The 14,862-nt window shown below is 68.8% G+C and carries 16 protein-coding genes; 13 read left to right on the top strand and 3 right to left on the bottom strand.

Going from position 1 to position 14,862, the window contains the following annotated elements; genetic code table 11:
* From WPS_RS08825 to WPS_RS08805, 5 genes are read left to right on the top strand one after another with little or no spacing between them, the layout of a single operon-like run.
* On the top strand, positions 1-1,002 hold the full coding sequence (locus WPS_RS08825; RefSeq protein WP_317997437.1) for a SpoIID/LytB domain-containing protein: 1,002 nt from the start codon (positions 1-3) through the stop codon (positions 1,000-1,002).
* Positions 995-1,342 carry a PilZ domain-containing protein gene (locus WPS_RS08820; protein WP_317997436.1) on the top strand — a complete coding sequence of 116 codons (348 nt, stop codon included), beginning with the start codon at positions 995-997 and terminating at the stop codon, positions 1,340-1,342. Before WPS_RS08825 ends, WPS_RS08820 begins: the two co-directional genes overlap by 8 nt.
* Positions 1,339-2,454, top strand: coding sequence for a tRNA preQ1(34) S-adenosylmethionine ribosyltransferase-isomerase QueA (queA, locus tag WPS_RS08815; RefSeq protein WP_405054944.1), 1,116 nt, complete (start codon positions 1,339-1,341; stop codon positions 2,452-2,454). Before WPS_RS08820 ends, queA begins: the two co-directional genes overlap by 4 nt.
* A complete protein-coding gene (locus WPS_RS08810; RefSeq protein ID WP_317997434.1) occupies positions 2,372-5,263 on the top strand; it encodes a hybrid sensor histidine kinase/response regulator in 2,892 nt (963 codons plus the stop codon). Before queA ends, WPS_RS08810 begins: the two co-directional genes overlap by 83 nt.
* Entirely contained in the window at positions 5,241-5,603 is a 363-nt protein-coding gene (locus WPS_RS08805; protein ID WP_317997433.1) for an Hpt domain-containing protein, read from the top strand. Before WPS_RS08810 ends, WPS_RS08805 begins: the two co-directional genes overlap by 23 nt.
* A 136-nt stretch (positions 5,604-5,739) precedes the next feature.
* Here WPS_RS08805 and WPS_RS08800 read toward each other — a convergent pair whose 3' ends face one another.
* Positions 5,740-6,822, bottom strand: coding sequence for an IS5 family transposase (locus tag WPS_RS08800; protein WP_317994189.1), 1,083 nt, complete (start codon positions 6,820-6,822; stop codon positions 5,740-5,742).
* A 98-nt stretch (positions 6,823-6,920) separates the two neighbouring features.
* On the bottom strand, positions 6,921-8,627 hold the full coding sequence (locus WPS_RS08795; RefSeq protein WP_317997432.1) for an NFACT RNA binding domain-containing protein: 1,707 nt from the start codon (positions 8,625-8,627) through the stop codon (positions 6,921-6,923).
* 65 nt (positions 8,628-8,692) lie between these two features.
* Between WPS_RS08795 and gmk the strand changes: the two genes are divergently transcribed.
* The 4 genes from gmk to WPS_RS08775 all read left to right on the top strand — a co-directional run bounded on the left by gmk (position 8,693) and on the right by WPS_RS08775 (position 11,646).
* Positions 8,693-9,319: a guanylate kinase gene (gmk, locus tag WPS_RS08790; protein ID WP_317997431.1), complete on the top strand. Its 627-nt coding sequence runs from the start codon at positions 8,693-8,695 to the stop codon at positions 9,317-9,319.
* The gene (gene rpoZ, locus WPS_RS08785; protein ID WP_317997430.1) at positions 9,320-9,538 is read left to right on the top strand and encodes a DNA-directed RNA polymerase subunit omega; all 219 of its coding nucleotides are present in this window, start codon (positions 9,320-9,322) and stop codon (positions 9,536-9,538) included. It begins immediately after the preceding gene.
* A 66-nt stretch (positions 9,539-9,604) separates the two neighbouring features.
* Positions 9,605-11,443, top strand: a complete 1,839-nt coding sequence (glmS, locus tag WPS_RS08780; RefSeq protein WP_317997429.1) for a glutamine--fructose-6-phosphate transaminase (isomerizing) — start codon at positions 9,605-9,607, stop codon at positions 11,441-11,443.
* A gap of 2 nt (positions 11,444-11,445) precedes the next feature.
* Positions 11,446-11,646: a hypothetical protein gene (locus tag WPS_RS08775; protein ID WP_317997428.1), complete on the top strand. Its 201-nt coding sequence runs from the start codon at positions 11,446-11,448 to the stop codon at positions 11,644-11,646.
* Here the strand turns inward: WPS_RS08775 and WPS_RS08770 are convergent.
* Positions 11,633-12,193 (bottom strand): hypothetical protein, encoded by a 561-nt coding sequence (locus tag WPS_RS08770; protein WP_317997427.1) that lies wholly within the window; start codon positions 12,191-12,193, stop codon positions 11,633-11,635. The two genes, WPS_RS08775 and WPS_RS08770, sit on opposite strands and share 14 nt — an antisense overlap.
* A 93-nt stretch (positions 12,194-12,286) precedes the next feature.
* On the opposite strand from WPS_RS08770, the gene rph reads away from it, so the two are divergent.
* The 4 genes from rph to WPS_RS08750 are packed head-to-tail and all read left to right on the top strand — an operon-like array spanning position 12,287 to position 14,856.
* Positions 12,287-13,006 carry a ribonuclease PH gene (rph, locus tag WPS_RS08765; protein WP_317997426.1) on the top strand — a complete coding sequence of 240 codons (720 nt, stop codon included), beginning with the start codon at positions 12,287-12,289 and terminating at the stop codon, positions 13,004-13,006.
* Positions 12,999-13,331 carry a hypothetical protein gene (locus WPS_RS08760; RefSeq protein ID WP_317997425.1) on the top strand — a complete coding sequence of 111 codons (333 nt, stop codon included), beginning with the start codon at positions 12,999-13,001 and terminating at the stop codon, positions 13,329-13,331. Before rph ends, WPS_RS08760 begins: the two co-directional genes overlap by 8 nt.
* On the top strand, positions 13,328-14,104 hold the full coding sequence (locus tag WPS_RS08755; RefSeq protein ID WP_317997424.1) for an MlaE family ABC transporter permease: 777 nt from the start codon (positions 13,328-13,330) through the stop codon (positions 14,102-14,104). The genes WPS_RS08760 and WPS_RS08755 overlap by 4 nt, the downstream gene beginning before the upstream one ends.
* On the top strand, positions 14,104-14,856 hold the full coding sequence (locus WPS_RS08750) for an ABC transporter ATP-binding protein (RefSeq protein ID WP_317997423.1): 753 nt from the start codon (positions 14,104-14,106) through the stop codon (positions 14,854-14,856). Before WPS_RS08755 ends, WPS_RS08750 begins: the two co-directional genes overlap by 1 nt.
* Positions 14,857-14,862 lie beyond the last annotated feature (6 nt).

Below are 14,862 nucleotides of genomic sequence, written 5' to 3'. Positions count from 1 at the left end.
ATGCTCGCACGCGCGCAGTTCCTGTGGGGGCTCGGGGCCGGGACGACGACCGTCGCGACGGGCGGCCTCGACGTGTGGGATCCGCAGACGCAGCAGATCCGCGTGCTCGTCGCGGGCGACGCGCGCGGCGAGACGCCGCAGGTCTTCGCCGACGGGACGTTCGGGTTCGCGGGGAAGCGCTGGCGCGGCGCGCCGTCGACGATCGGGACGCCCGACGGGCACTTCCAGCTCGTCACGACGATCGACGTTGATGCTTACCTGCGCGGCGTCGTCCCGCTCGAGGCGTCGCCATCGTGGCCGCCGGCGTCGCTGCAGGCGCAGGCGATCGTCGCGCGCACCTTCGCGCTCGCGCGCCGTACGCTCTCGCGGCCGTACGACGTCCGCTCCGACGACGCGGATCAGCATTGGGGCGGCGTCGTGGCCGAGTCGCCGGCATCGACAGCGGCGATCGACGCCACGCGCGGACGCACCTTGCAGTTCGCTGGCGGTCCGGCCGCGGTGTTTTATTCGTCGTGCTGCGGCGGACACACCGCCGACATCGCCGCGACATGGGGCAGCACGCCGTTGCCGTACTTGCGCGGTGTCGGCGATCCGCACTGCGTCCCTGCACCCGATTACCGCTGGACCCGCGAGATCGCCCTCGACCGCGTCCTCGCCGCTTTCGGCACGCGCACCGGTGGAACGCTCGCGTCGGCGACGCCCGTCGATCCCGACGACAGCGGCCGCCCGCACGGCGTGCGGCTCAGCGGCGCGCAGACCGTCACCGTTCCCGTTGCCGAGTTCCGGCGGGCGCTCGGCGCGGAGACGGTGCGCAGCACCTGGGTGCGTTCGCTGCGCGTCGACGCGTCGCAGGCTGCGCCGCGGCTGCTCATCGAAGGCTCGGGCCGTGGACACGGCGTCGGTTTGTGCCAGTGGGGCGCGCGCTACTTCGCCTCCGCCGGCGCGTCCGCCGCGGAGATCCTCGCGTTCTACTTTCCGGGGACCGCAGTGAGCGGTGGCTGACGACAAACGCGCCGAGAACGGCGTCCGCCTGCGCAAGTTCATCGACGTCGTCGTCGAGGACAAACCGTCGTACACGCTCTTTCGCGGCGCGATCGCCGACATCAGCGTGACCGGGATGCGGGTGATCTCCGATCAGTATCTGCCCAAGGGGACGCGCTATACGTTCACGATGAAGCGCGCGCCGTGGCTGGAGGTTCGCGGAGAAGTGCGCTGGGTGCGCGCGTTCGAGCGCGACACGTTTCAGTGCGGCGTGCTGTTCGTCGAGATGAACGACGGCGACCGCGGACGGCTGGCGTCGTTCGTCGAGATCGAGCGCACGCGCGTGCCGACTTCGTCATAGCGGCGCCCGGCCCGTACGGTCCGCGCGACGTCGCGGCGTACGACTACGACCTCCCCGACGCGCTGGTTGCACGCGAGCCGGCCGCGCAGCGCGACGGCTCGCGCCTGCTCGTCGTCGCGCGCGACGGCGCGCCGGAGCACCGTACGTTCGCGGAGTTTCCGTCGCTGCTGCGCGCGGGCGACGTGCTCGTCATCAACGAGACGCGGGTGATCCGCGCCCGTCTGCGCGCGCGCCGCGACGGCGGCGGCGCGGCGGAAGTGCTGCTGCTGCGGCCGCACGGCGGTGCGGTCTTCGATCTGCAGGCGCGCGAGTGGATCGCGCTGGTGCGGCCGGGCCGCAAGCTGCGCCCCGGCGCGCGGCTCCGGATCGGCGATGCCGGAGCGACGATCACCGGAATGCTGGCGGACGGCCCGCGGACGCTGCGTTTCGACGAGGGGGTCGACCTCGAGGCGCTCCTGGAGCGGCATGGAGAGGTGCCGCTCCCGCCGTACGTCGCGCCGCAGCGCGGTCCGGAGGGCGGCGACGACCCGCGCTCGGCGCGCTATCAAACGGTGTTCGCGCGCGTCCCCGGCAGCGTCGCCGCGCCGACGGCGTCCCTGCACTTCACGCCCGAGGTTCTGGATGCGGTGCGCGCGCGCGGCGTGGTCCTGACGCCGCTCGTCCTCGACGTCGGGATCGGCACGTTCCGGCCGATGAGCGGGACCACGATCGACGAGCACGTCATGCACGCCGAGCGCTATGCGATCCGGCCCGACACCGCCGCGGCAGTGCGGCAGGCGCACCGCGACGGACGGCGCGTCATCGCCGCGGGGACGACGGTGCTGCGCGCGCTCGAAGGCGCCGCGCTGCGCGACGGAACGGTCCACGGCGGCGACGGCGAAACCGACCTGTTCGTGACGCCGGGCTTCAGGTTTCGCGTCGTCGACGCGCTGCTGACGAACTTCCACCTGCCGCGCTCGACCTTGCTCGTACTCGTCGCCGCCTTCGCCGGGTACGCGCGGACCCGCGAGGCGTACCGCGCCGCCATCGATGCAGGCTACCGCTTCTTTTCTTTCGGCGACGCGATGTTCGTCGAACGCGAGGAAGCGGCTCGGGCACCCAACACCAGGTAAACGAACTCTTCACACGGCGGAGGCTGGAACGGACGGGCGGCCGCGGTGCGCCGCGAGAAGGCCGCCGCTGGTGGATTCTCCGGTACTCGACCTAGCGACCCTTCCCTCGTCTCGGCCGCAACGCCGCGCTGCGCTGTTGGCGATTCTGTCGTTGTTCGTCGCAGCCGCCGCGACGGCTCCGGTTGCGCACACCACGCTGGGGACGTTTCCGGGATTCTCTGCGCTCTACGGCGGCGCCGTTGTCGTCGGCTTGGCGATCACGGCGGCGATCGTGTTCACGCAGTTCGCCGCCACCCAGCGGCCGTCGCTGCTCGCGCTCGCCTGCGGCCTGCTGTTCTGCGCGATCGTCTTCGTGCCGTACATCCTCACCATCCCGGTGCCCGGGAGCGCCGCCGTTCTCGGCCAGCACGGCAACGCGACGGAGTATTTGCAGGCGGCGTGGGGGTGCGTGCTCACCGCCTCGTTCGTCGCGTACGCGTCGATCAGCCGTCGCGAGGGCGGCGAGTCGCACAGCGGACCGCGCGTCGCGGCGGCCCTGTTCGCGACCTTGGCCGCCGCGTATATCGTCATCGACGTCGCGCTGACGTTCGGAAAGCAGCTGCCGTCGCTCGCCGACGAGCGCTACCTGCCCGGGGTCGTCTTCGTGCGCTGCGCGATGGTCGTCTTCGCCGCGGTCGCGCTGGTGCTGCTGCAGTGGCGTCCGCGGCACAGCGTCGCCGACGTGTGGCTCATGGTCCCGGCCGCCGCGCTCCTGGCCGAGCCGATCAGCGATGCGCTCGGCGGCGGCCGCTATACCGTCGGCTGGTATCTCTCGCACGCCGACGTGCTGATCGCCACGACGTGTCTGGTCATCGCCCTGCTGTTCGAAACCAACCGCATCTCGCGGATCCTGACGCTGAGCGAGCGGCGCCTGCGCGGGATCGTCAACGGCGTCACCGACGCCCTGATCGTCGTCGATCCGGGCGGCGCGATCGTCTCGGTCAATCCCGCCGCCGAACGTCTCTTCGGGCTCGCATCGCCGGAAGCGCGCGGCGCGCCGGTGACGCAGCTGCTCCCCGACTTCGATCATGCCGGACCGATCGCGTACTTCTCGGCGGTCGAGACCACCGCACGCCACGCGCGCGGCGAACTCTTTCCGATCGAACTCGCGCGCGGCCGCGACAGCAGCAACGAAAGCGGCGAGACGATCGTGATCGTTCGCGACATCACGCAGCGCAAGGCCGCGGACGAGGCGATCCGCCAGGCGCACGACCGTGCCGTCGAAGCGGCCGAGGTGAAATCGCAGTTCCTCGCGACGATGAGCCACGAGATCCGCACGCCGATCAACGCGGTCGTCGGGATGTCGGAACTGCTGATGCAGACGCGGCTCGACGACGAAGCGCGCGAGTACGCGACGACGGTGCGCGACTCGGCGGAGTCGCTGCTGGGCATCGTCAACGACATCCTCGATTTCTCGAAGATCGAAGCCGGCCGCATGGAGCTGGAAGCGGCACCGTTCTCACCGCTCGTCGCGGTCGAGAACGCGACCGACATCCTCGCCGCCGCCGCGCGCAAGAAGGGGCTCTCGCTCTCGACGTTCGTCGCGCCGGACGTGCCGCAGCGCGTGATCGGCGACGCCGACCGCCTGCGCCAGGTGCTGCTGAACCTGCTCGGCAACGCAGTGAAGTTCACCGCCGAAGGCAGCGTCTCGGTGCGCGCGGTCGTCGAGCGCATCGACGGCGAGGACGCCGTGATGCATTTCTCGGTGACCGACACGGGCCCGGGGATCGCGCCCGAACTCGCCGACCGCCTCTTCGAGCCGTTCCGCCAGGCCGATCAATCGACGCGCCGCCGCTACGGCGGGACCGGCCTCGGCCTCTCGATCTCGCGCCGCATCGTCGAGCTGATGGGCGGCCGCATCGGCTTCGATTCGAGCGTCGGACGCGGCTCGACGTTCTGGTTCACCGTCCCGCTGACGCGCGTTCCCGACGATCTGCGCGGACGCAACGACGCGCTGCGCGGGCGCCGGATCCTCGTGGTCGACGACGAGACGGTGGCGCGCCAGGTGATCGATCAGTATCTGCTCGCCTGGGGAGCGGTGGCGTCGAGCACCGGCAACGCCGCACACGGCCTCGAACTCGCGCGCGCGATGGCGGCGCGCGGCATCGCCTTCGAGGTCGCCGTGATCGACCGGCGCGCCGGCGGCGACGGCTTCTCGTTCGCGGCGCGCATGCGCTCCGCGCCGGAGCTCAAAGATCTGCCGCTCGTGCTCGTCACCGGCAGCGAGGAGCCGGCCGCGGAAGCGCGCGCGCGCGGATTCTCCGGCGTCGTGCGCAAGCCGATCCGCCAAGTCACCCTGCACGACGCGCTCGCCGGCGCGTGTACCAAGACCATGCCGGGGCCGCGCCTGGTCGAACCGCTGGTCATGGCGCCCCCGCGCGAGATCGTCAACGTGCTCGTCGCCGAAGACAATCCGGTGAACCGGAAGCTCGCGCTGCAGCAGCTCAAGAAACTCGGCTACGCCGCGCACGCCGTCGTCGACGGCCGCGAAGCGATCGACGCGGTGGCGAGCGGCGCGTACGACGTGGTGCTGATGGACTGCCAGATGCCCGAGGTCGACGGCTTCGAAGCGACGCGCGCGATCCGCCGCGCCGAGGCGACGCGCGGCGGACACATCCCGATCCTCGCGATGACCGCGAACGCGCTCGAAGGCGATCGCGAGCAGTGTCTGGCCGCGGGGATGGACGAATATCTTGCCAAACCGGTCCAGCTCGCGACGCTCTCAGCGGCGATCGAACGCTTCGTGAATGGAATTGGTGTTGCCGGATAAGACGATTCTCGACCTGACCCGTTTGGAAGAGGCCTTCGAGGACGATACCGACGGGATCGCCGAGCTGCTCGATATGGCGCTGGAGACGGGCGCGAAGCACCGCCGGGTGCTGCGCGAAGGGATCGCCGAGAACGACGCGGACGTGGTGCGCAAAGCCGCGCACGGGATCAAAGGGAGCGCCGGCAACATGGGCGCGACGCGCGTGATGGAGCTTGCCGCCGAGCTCGAAGCGCGCGCGCGCGCCGGCGATCTGACCGGTGCGAGCGCATCCGTCGACGCGATCGACGCGGCCTACGATGCGGTCGCCGGCGAAGTGCGCGCGTATCGCGCGGCGCTCTAACAGCCCCGTGAAAAAATCGGCGCGTGGTTCGCGAACTGCCCGTTCAGCACGGTTTTCGGGAGGTCGGCGGACCTCTCGAAGCCCGTTGCCGAGCGGTTCATCTCGAAAACGCCCCTCGGGTCAGCATCACTTCGCATCATGTCGCGGCCCTCAGATTGCGTATCCTGATCAAGTTGTACGCCGCGGCCGTCCAGCGCACAATGTCGCCGACCAGATCAAGCCCGCGGAAATGCACCTTGCGCAATCGGCCGATCGTCTTGCCCCACCCGAAGCTCTCCTCGATCAACTTGCGCCTGCGTTGACTCACCGTGTAGCCCGGATGGCGGACGGTTCGGCGGTCGATCGCGCTGCGGCGACGGGTCGTATTTTGAGCAACGTGCGGCGTCACGTTGAGCGCTCGCAACGCCTCGACAAAGTCTTTGGTATCGTACGCCTTGTCGGCGCCGAGCGTGATTCGGTTGCTTCCGCTGACCCCGCGAATCAATTCCAGCGCTGCTTCGCGTTCGGCGATCCCGGTCGCGCGAGTGGTCTTCACGCCGACGATCAAGCCGTTGCGATTCTCCATCAGAGCATGTCCGAGATAGCCGAGAATCGCCGGCGCGCCGCTGCTCTTGCGGTACAACCGCGCGTCCGGATCGGTACTCGAGACGTGCGTCTCGTTGCTGCGCGGCCGGCCACGAAAGTTCACGCCCTCGTTGCGACCGCCGCTCGAGGTCGGCGGTTCGTCGTCCGACTTGGGCCGAAAGCTCTTGTGGCTGGCCCACGCCTCGATTAGCGTCCCATCGACGGTGAAATGCTCGTTCGAGAGCAGTTCGTCGGCACGCGCCCGCTCGACCACAGCGGCGAAGAACCGCTCGGAGATTTCGCCATTCAAGAACCGATCGCGGTTCTTGCTGAACGTCGAGGGGTCCCAGATCTTGTCGTCCATGCTCAAGCCCACGAACCAACGAAAGAGCAAATTGTAACGCAACTGCTCCAGCAGCATCGGCTCGCTGCGGATCGAGTAGAACATTTGCAACAGCAAGGCTCGCAGCAGCTTCTCCGGCGCGATCGATGGCCGGCCCCGTCGGGAGTAGAGCTTGGAAAACTCCGGCGAGAGTTCGCGCAGAATTTCGTTGACCATCACGCGCATCGGGCGCAACGGATGATCGCCGGGCACGGTGTCTTCCGGCTGCAACGTCGTCCAAACGGATGCACGCTGCTCATCATGAGTCCGCATCGGCCGCAACCTCACCAAGGTATGAGGAGACTTGCTCTTATAATACGCGAAAAACGCCGTCACGCCAACATCAACTCGGCCGATTTTTCATCGGCCTGCTAAGCCTGCGGGCGGCCGACGCGCGTGCGCGCGTTGACGTACCACACCAATCCCGGCGCGGCGTCGCGCTGCTTGCGGACATACTTGCGCTCGGTGTAGTCGACGTCGACGCGCGGCGCGTTGCGCGCCTTGCTGTGCGTCGCCGCCAGATCCGCCGCGGCGTCGAGATCGGCGTCGTCCGGTTCGCCGCCGTCGGGCTGCTGCAGCACGACGTGCGATCCCGGGATTCCGCGCGCGTGAAACCAGAGATCGTCGGGCCGAGCGATGCGAAACGTCACCTCGGCGTTCTCGCGCGGTGAACGGCCGACGTAGATGCGGGCGCCCGAGGGACGGTCGAGCCGCAACGGGACCCGTTTGCGCGCCGCCGGCGTCGCTGCGGCGGGCGGCGGACGGCCTTCGAGTTCGTCGAGATCGGCCTCGAGTTCGAGGAGCGTCCCCGGATCCGCGCGTTCCGCTTCGAACGCGAGCACATCGAGCGCATCGCCGCGCGCACGCAGCGCCGCGCGGCGGCGTTCGAGATGCGGCAGGGCGTCGGCGGCCTTGCGATAGCGTGCGTAGTAGCGCTGCGCGTTCTCTTTCACGTCGAGATCGGGATTCAGTTCGATCGTGAGCCCGGGATTGGTCGGCGGGACGTACGTCGTCGCACCCGGCGGGATCTGGTGCGCGTGCGTGAAGAGCGCGTCGCCGGATTCGCGCAGACGGTCGCGTTCGCCGATGTCGGCGAGGCGCGCGCCGACGGCCGCGATCTCGGCGGCCGTCGCGCGCGCGCGCTTCGCGATCCGGGAGAGCAGCGCCGCGCGCCGGCGTTCGGTCGCGTCGCCGCGGCGTTCGCGCAGCGTTGCGGCGCGGGTCTCGGCGAAAAGCGGAAGCACGCGCGGGAGACGTTCGCGCGCGAGGGACGCGTACTGCGCGAGCGCGACGACGTGCGCGGCCTCGAGCGTCCCGCCGGCGCCGCGATAGGCGTACACGTCGCCCAGGGCGTCGGGTTCGCCGTCGGTCGCCGAGAGGATCGCGCGCCCGCGCTCCTCGAGCCATGCGGCGCGGCGCGCTTCGGACGGCCACGGCATTGCCTCGCTCTGCGCCACGAACGATTCGGCGATCAGGCGCGGAAGTTCCGGGAGAAACGCGCCGAGGGCCCGCGTCCGCGCGCGCCGGTCGGCGGCCTCGAGCGCCCGGGTGAAGGCCGGGAAGTCGAGCGTCGGCTGGGGCAGCGGCGGGGGCTCGTAGGGCATCCCGATCTGCACCGCGCGCGTCGGGTTGTCGGCCGGCGAGAACTGCTTCGCCGCTGCGACGACGATCCGGTCGCGAAGCAGCACGACGTTGCCGTAGCGCGGGACCAGCTCGAGGACGAGCCGGAACTCGCTCTCGACGCCGAAGCGCGACGACGTTCCGAAGGTCAGAACGAGAACGCGATCGCCGCGCCGGGCCCGCACGGCCCCCAACCGCGTCCCGCGCAGCGAGGTGGAGACCGTCCGCAGCCAGCCCGGATCGACGGCGACCGCCGCCTCGGCGTCCTCGAGCGTCACCAGCGGCGGCGTGCCGAAGGCATCGATCGCCAGGGTCGCGGGACCCCGGCCGCGCAAGCCGCCGAAGCGGATAGCGATGCGGCCGTCGTCGAGCAGGCCGGCGTCGGAGACGCGGCCGCCCTTGAGGGCGCGATCGAGTTCCGCTGCCGCGCGGCGGACGAGTATCCAGTCCGTGCTCATACCAGGCAGGTGCTTTCCGGCCGGTTGCGTATTTCTCCGTGTTTCGGCCTTGTCGTTCGAGGAGGATGACGGTTCTGACCGGACCCGGTCTGCTGTTCGTCGTGTCGGGTCCGTCGGGAGCGGGGAAGGACACGCTGGTGGAGGGCCTCAAGGCCCGGCACGAGCGGCTCCTGTACTCGGTGTCGGCGACGACGCGGACACCCCGTGAGGGTGAGCGCGACGGCGTCGACTATTTCTTCCTCGACCGCGACGAGTTCGAACGGCGGATGGCCGCCGGCGGCTTCCTCGAGACGCGCGACTACAACGGGAACCTGTACGGGACCCCGCGGTCGTTCATCGACGAGGCGCTGCGCGCCGGCTACGACGTCGTCTCCAAACCCGAGGTCAACGGCGCGCTCGCCGTCAAACGCGCGTTCCCCGATGCCGTCCTCATCTTCATCGTCCCCGACAAGTTCTCGCATCTGCGCTCGCGCCTCGAAGCGCGCCGCACCGAGACGAACGAACAAATCGCGGCACGACTGGAGATCGCTCACGACGAGTTCACCTTCGTGCGGCGGTTCGACTACCTAGTGATCAACGAAGAGGCGCAGCCGCTCCGCGCGGTTGACGACCTCGAAGCGATCGTGCGAGCCGAACGGTACCGCATCCATCGTTATCCCGACACCCGACTCAAAGAATTGGAAGACTCCTGAATGAGCGACAGCGTTTTCGGCGACCTCGACGGCCTTCTCAAGCATGTCGACTCGAAGTTTTCTCTGGTCAACGTGGTGACGAAGCGCGCGAAACAACTCAACAACGGCGCGCCGCCGCTCACCGAACGCGTCAACCCCAACAAGCCGGTCTCGACGGCGTTCAACGAAGTGCGCCTGGGCAAGATCCCCTACAAGCGCACCCGCGAGGGGATCAAGTAGACTCCTCGGCCGCCCGGCGAGGCGGCCAGGGGAATCCCGGCGCGGCATGCTAGGGTTGGGATAACCATGTGCGGCATCGTTGGCTACATCGGCAAGCGCGACAGCGTGCCCATTATCATGGACGCGCTGCAGCGCCTGGAGTATCGCGGTTACGACTCCGCCGGGATCGCCGTCATCGACGCCGCGGGGCACCTGACGGGATCGAAGGCCGAAGGGAAGCTCGCCAACCTCGCCGCGCGCCTGCGCAACGGCGAGAGCCTCCACGGCACGACCGGCGTCGGCCACACCCGCTGGGCGACGCACGGACGCCCCTCCGACGCGAACGCGCACCCGCACCTCGACTGCAGCGGGCACTTCGCCGTGATCCACAACGGGATCATCGAGAACTATGCGTCGTTGCGCGAACAGCTTCTCGGCCAGGGGCATCAGTTCCGCAGCGAGACAGACACCGAGGTCCTCGCGCACCTCATCGAGTCGCACTACAACGGCGATCTCGAGCAGGCGATCCGGCACACCCTCGCGCAAGTGCGCGGCGCGTTCGCGCTGGGCGTGATCTCGCAGGATTCGCCGGAGACCCTCGTCTTCGCGCGCAACGGCGCGACGCCGCTGATCGTCGGCCTGGGCGAGGGGGAGATGTTCGTCGCCTCCGACATCCCGGCGATGCTGCAGCACACGCGTAAGGTCGTCATCCTCCAGGAAGGCGAGATCGTCACCGTCGGACGCGACGGCTACGCGCTGAGCGCCTTCGACGGCACGCCGATCGAGCGCGAAGTCCAGCAGATCACCTGGGACGCGACGTCGGCCGAGAAATCCGGCTTCAAGCATTTCATGCTCAAGGAGATCTTCGAGCAGCCCAACGTCATCAAGGAGACGCTGGCCGGCCGCATCGACGAAGATCACGACGTCCAGCTCGGCCCCGAGCTGAAGATCGACGAGATCGTGCTGCGCGCGATGACGAAGATCTCGATCACCGGCTGCGGCACGGCGTACAACGCCGGCATGGTCGGGATGTACCTGATGCGCTCGCTGTGCAAGATCCCCGTCGAGATGGAGCTCGCCAGCGAGTTCCGCTACGGCGACCGCGCGATGGACGCGCGCACGCTGACGATCGCGATGTCGCAGTCGGGCGAGACCGCCGACACGATCGAGGCGGTGAAGATCGCCAAAGATGCGGGGACGCCGGTCATCGCGATCTCCAACGTCGTCGGCTCGCACCTCATGCGGCTCGCCGACGCGACCCTGCTCACGCGCGGCGGCCCCGAGATCTCCGTCGCCGCGACGAAGACCTACGTCTCACAGGCGGTCGCCGCGACGCTGCTCGCGCTCTACTTGGCGCGGGTGCGCAAAGCCGCGCCGCTCGAACGCCTGCGCGAGATCGCCGAGGGGACGAAACTGCTCCCGGCCGCCGTCGACGTCGTCGTCAACACCTCCGACCAGGTGAAGAAAGTCGCGCGGAAAGTGCGCAAGGCGCGCTCGGTGCTGTTCCTCGGGCGCTACGTCAACTTCCCGACGGCGCTCGAAGGCGCACTCAAGCTCAAAGAGATCTCGTACATTCACGCCGAGGGCTATGCCGCAGGCGAGATGAAGCACGGCCCGATCGCGCTGCTCGACGCGAAGACGCCGGTGATCGGGGTCGTGACGGAGGGCCGCGTGCGGGAGAAGATCCTCTCCAACATCGCCGAGTCGAAGGCGCGCGAAGCGCCGATCATCCTGGTCGCCAACCACGGGGACGACGAAGCGGCGGCGCTCGCCGACCACGTGCTGTGGGTCCCGCGCGTCGACGAGATGCTCTCGCCGATCGTCAACGTGATCCCGCTGCAGCTGCTCGCGTACCACATCGCCGACATCGACGGCAAGGACGTCGATCAGCCGCGCAACTTGGCCAAGACGGTCACCGTCGAATAATCATGACGGTCGTGATGCAGGCGATTCCGCTGCTCGTCCTCGCCGCGATCGTCGTGCTGATCCTGCGCCCGCTGATCGCGCGCCGCGGCTGGAGCCTCCCGCGTCCGCACACGAAGCGCGCGCGTCCGCGACGCACCAACCTCACCGTCGTCTCGCGAAGCCGCATGGACGACGAACTCAAAGACCTGCTCAAGCGCCGCTAGGCGGCGCCGCGTCGTCGGGCGGTTCGACCTTTTCGATCGCGAGATAGGTGACGACGTCCCAGGCATTGTGAATCCCAAGGAAGATCAGCAGCACGCTCCCCGCGGCGAGGACGAACGGTGCGACGGCGGGATACCGCGCGAGGCCGAGCGCGGCGCCCCCGATGACGAGGTATGCGATCAGCGGCATCACGACGTACCAGACGAGGTCCTCGAGGTCGGGATCGTACGCCGTCTGGCGGCGCGCGCGGTAAGCAATCATCGCGGAGTATGTCAGGCCGACCGCGCCGACGATCCCGACGACCGCCGCGACGTGCGAGAGCGCGCGCCACGGGGCGCTCATGATCGCCGAGACCAGGAGCGCGGCTGAAAAATGCGCCACCGTCGGCGTGCTGAACGTTGCGATCCCCTCGCGCGTCGCCGTCGAGCGGTTCGCGACGACCAGCGTGATCACGACGAACATCAGCCCGGTCAGCGCGGCCGCCGACGATCCGGTGACGACGTAAAAATTTGACCACGCGCTCAATGCGGGCATCGCTCCGTCAGCCATACTGGAGGGTGCAGGTACGCCCCGGCGCACCGATCTCCTCACGCGACGGGCGAAAAGCGGGTTGACCGCATCGGGGCAGAATCTGCGTCGCTCGTGCGTTCCGACGGCCGTTCACCCGACCAGCTCCGCCCGCTCTCGATCGAGCCCGGCTTCCTCGCCTTCGCGGACGGCAGCGTCCTGATCTCGCTGGGGCGCACCCGCGTCATCTGCGCGGCGACCGTCGAGGAGAAGGTCCCCCCGTGGATGCGGGGGCGGGGGAGCGGCTGGGTCACGGCCGAGTACGCGATGCTGCCGCAGGCGACGCCCGAGCGCAATCAGCGCGAAGCCGTCAAGGGCAAGCTCGGCGGGCGGACCCACGAGATCCAGCGCCTGATCGGCCGCGCGCTGCGGGCCGTCGTCGACCTCGACAAGCTCGGCGAACGTAGCGTCGTCGTCGACTGCGACGTGATCGGCGCCGACGGCGGAACGCGGACCGCGTCGATCACCGGCGCCTGGGTCGCCCTGAACCTGGCTCTGCGCCGGCACTTCGACCCCGAGAAGAAGAGCGCGTGGCCGATCGTTGGTCAGATCGCGGCGGTCTCGGTCGGGATCGTCGGCGGCACTCCGGTGCTCGACCTTCCGTACGACGAGGACAGCACCGCCGAGGTCGACATGAACGTCGCGATGACCGACGCCGGCGGGTTCGTCGAACTCCAAGGGACCGCGGAGCGCGAGCCGTTCAGCCGCGCGCACCTCGACGCGCTGCTGGGACTCGCCGACGCCGGAATCCGCGAACTCTTTGCGGCGCAGCGCGCCGCCCTCGACCGTGCCTGACGAGCGCTTCCGCGCCCTCGTCGCCGCGGTCGGCGCGTTCCACATCACCGACCGCGCGATGCGCACGGCGCAAGGCCGCATCGAGGCGGTGCTCGCCGCCGGCGAGCCCGACGCGGCGGCGCTCGGCGCCTACCGCGAAGCGGTGCGGCGCTACTTCGAACCATACGCGCGAGAGGCCGCGGCGCAGCTCAAGCACGTCGACCGCGAACTCGAACGGCTCTACCAACTCCAGTACAACCTGACCGCCGAGCGGGGCGTCGTCGCCAAGCGCATCGAGGCCGTGCGAGGCGTCCTCGACACCCTCGCGGAAACCGGCGGCAGATGAAGGTGCTCGACGACGTCGGGCGCGGGACGGTGAGCGTCTTCGCGTATGCCGGCGGCGCTGCAGAACTGCTGGGAGACGCCCTGCGCTTTATCGCGCAGCTCCGGATCCGGGTGCGCGAAACGCTCGATCAGGCCTATCTCCTGGGCGTGCAGTCGTGGACGATCGTCCTGCTCACCTCGCTCTTCACGGGGATGGTCTTCTCGCTCGAGAGCGCGGTCCAGGCCGTGCAGTACGGGGTCGGCAACCTGGTCGGCGGCGCGGTGGCGTTCTCGAGTGCGCGCGAGCTCGGCCCGATGCTCTCGGCGGTCGTCGTCGCGGGACGCACCGGCGCGGCAATCGCCGCCGAACTCGGCTCGATGGTCGTCACCGAGCAGATCGAAGCCCTGCAGTCGCTGGGTCTCTCGCCGACCCGGATGCTTGTGGTCCCGCGCCTCCTCGCGCTCGTCGCGATGCTCCCGCTGCTGTGCATCCTGGCCGACATCGTCTCAATCGTCGGCGGGATGTGGGTGGCGAACATCTACGCGCACATCTCGACCGAGTCGTTCATCACCTCGGCGCGTTCGGTGCTCCCGTTCAACGACGTGCTCAAGGGACTGATCAAGTCCGCGGTGTTCGGCGTGATCATCGCGATCATCGGCGCGTATCAGGGTCTCTCGACGCGCGGCGGCGCGGCCGGCGTCGGGAAGGCGACGACGGGCGCGGTCGTGACGTCGATCATCCTGATCTTCATCTTCAACTTTTTGCTCTCGTACATACTTTACGGGAACAGCTGATGGGTGTGTGGGCGCGGCTCGACGACGTGTGCGTGCGGTACGGGCCGAAGATCGTGATGCAGAATCTTTCGCTCGACATCGTCGAGGGTGCGATCACGTGCGTCATCGGGCTCTCGGGCGCCGGCAAATCGACGATCCTGCGGCTGCTCAACGGGCTGAAGAAGCCCGATAGCGGCTTGGTCACGGTGCAGGGCCGCGAGATCTCGTCGATGCACGAACGCGAATTGATCGATCTGCGCCGTACGATCGGCTTCGCGTTTCAGTTCTCCGCGCTCTTCGACTCGCTGACGATCGGGGAGAACGTTGCCCTGCCGCTGCGCGAGCACACCAAGATGTCGAACGCCGAGATCATGAAACTCGTCTCCGAAACCCTCGACTCGGTCGGCCTCGCGCACGTCGAAGACCGCTTCCCCTCCGAACTCTCGGGCGGGATGGTCAAGCGCGCGGGCTTCGCGCGGGCCGTCGTCACGGCGCCGCAAGCCGTCCTCTACGACGAGCCGACCACCGGCCTCGACCCGATCATCACGCACGTGCTGACCGACCTGATCGTGAAATTGCGCCAGCGGCTCAACGGGACGGCCGTCGTCGTCTCGCACGATCTCGAGAGCATCTACATGATGGCGGATTACATCGCGATGCTCTTCGAGGGTGCGATCGTCGCCTACGGAACGGTCGATGAGATCCGGCGTTCGCCGAACCCGATCGTGCAGCAATTCTTGCAAGGGAGCGAAGTCGGGCCGATCCCGATTTGATCGACC

Origin of the sequence: Vulcanimicrobium alpinum, assembly GCF_027923555.1 — a bacterium.
In the GTDB taxonomy this organism is placed as follows: Bacteria; Vulcanimicrobiota; Vulcanimicrobiia; order Vulcanimicrobiales; family Vulcanimicrobiaceae; genus Vulcanimicrobium; species Vulcanimicrobium alpinum.
Note: the sequence above shows the minus strand (reverse complement) of the source record. Positions and strands in the feature narration are given on the sequence as shown.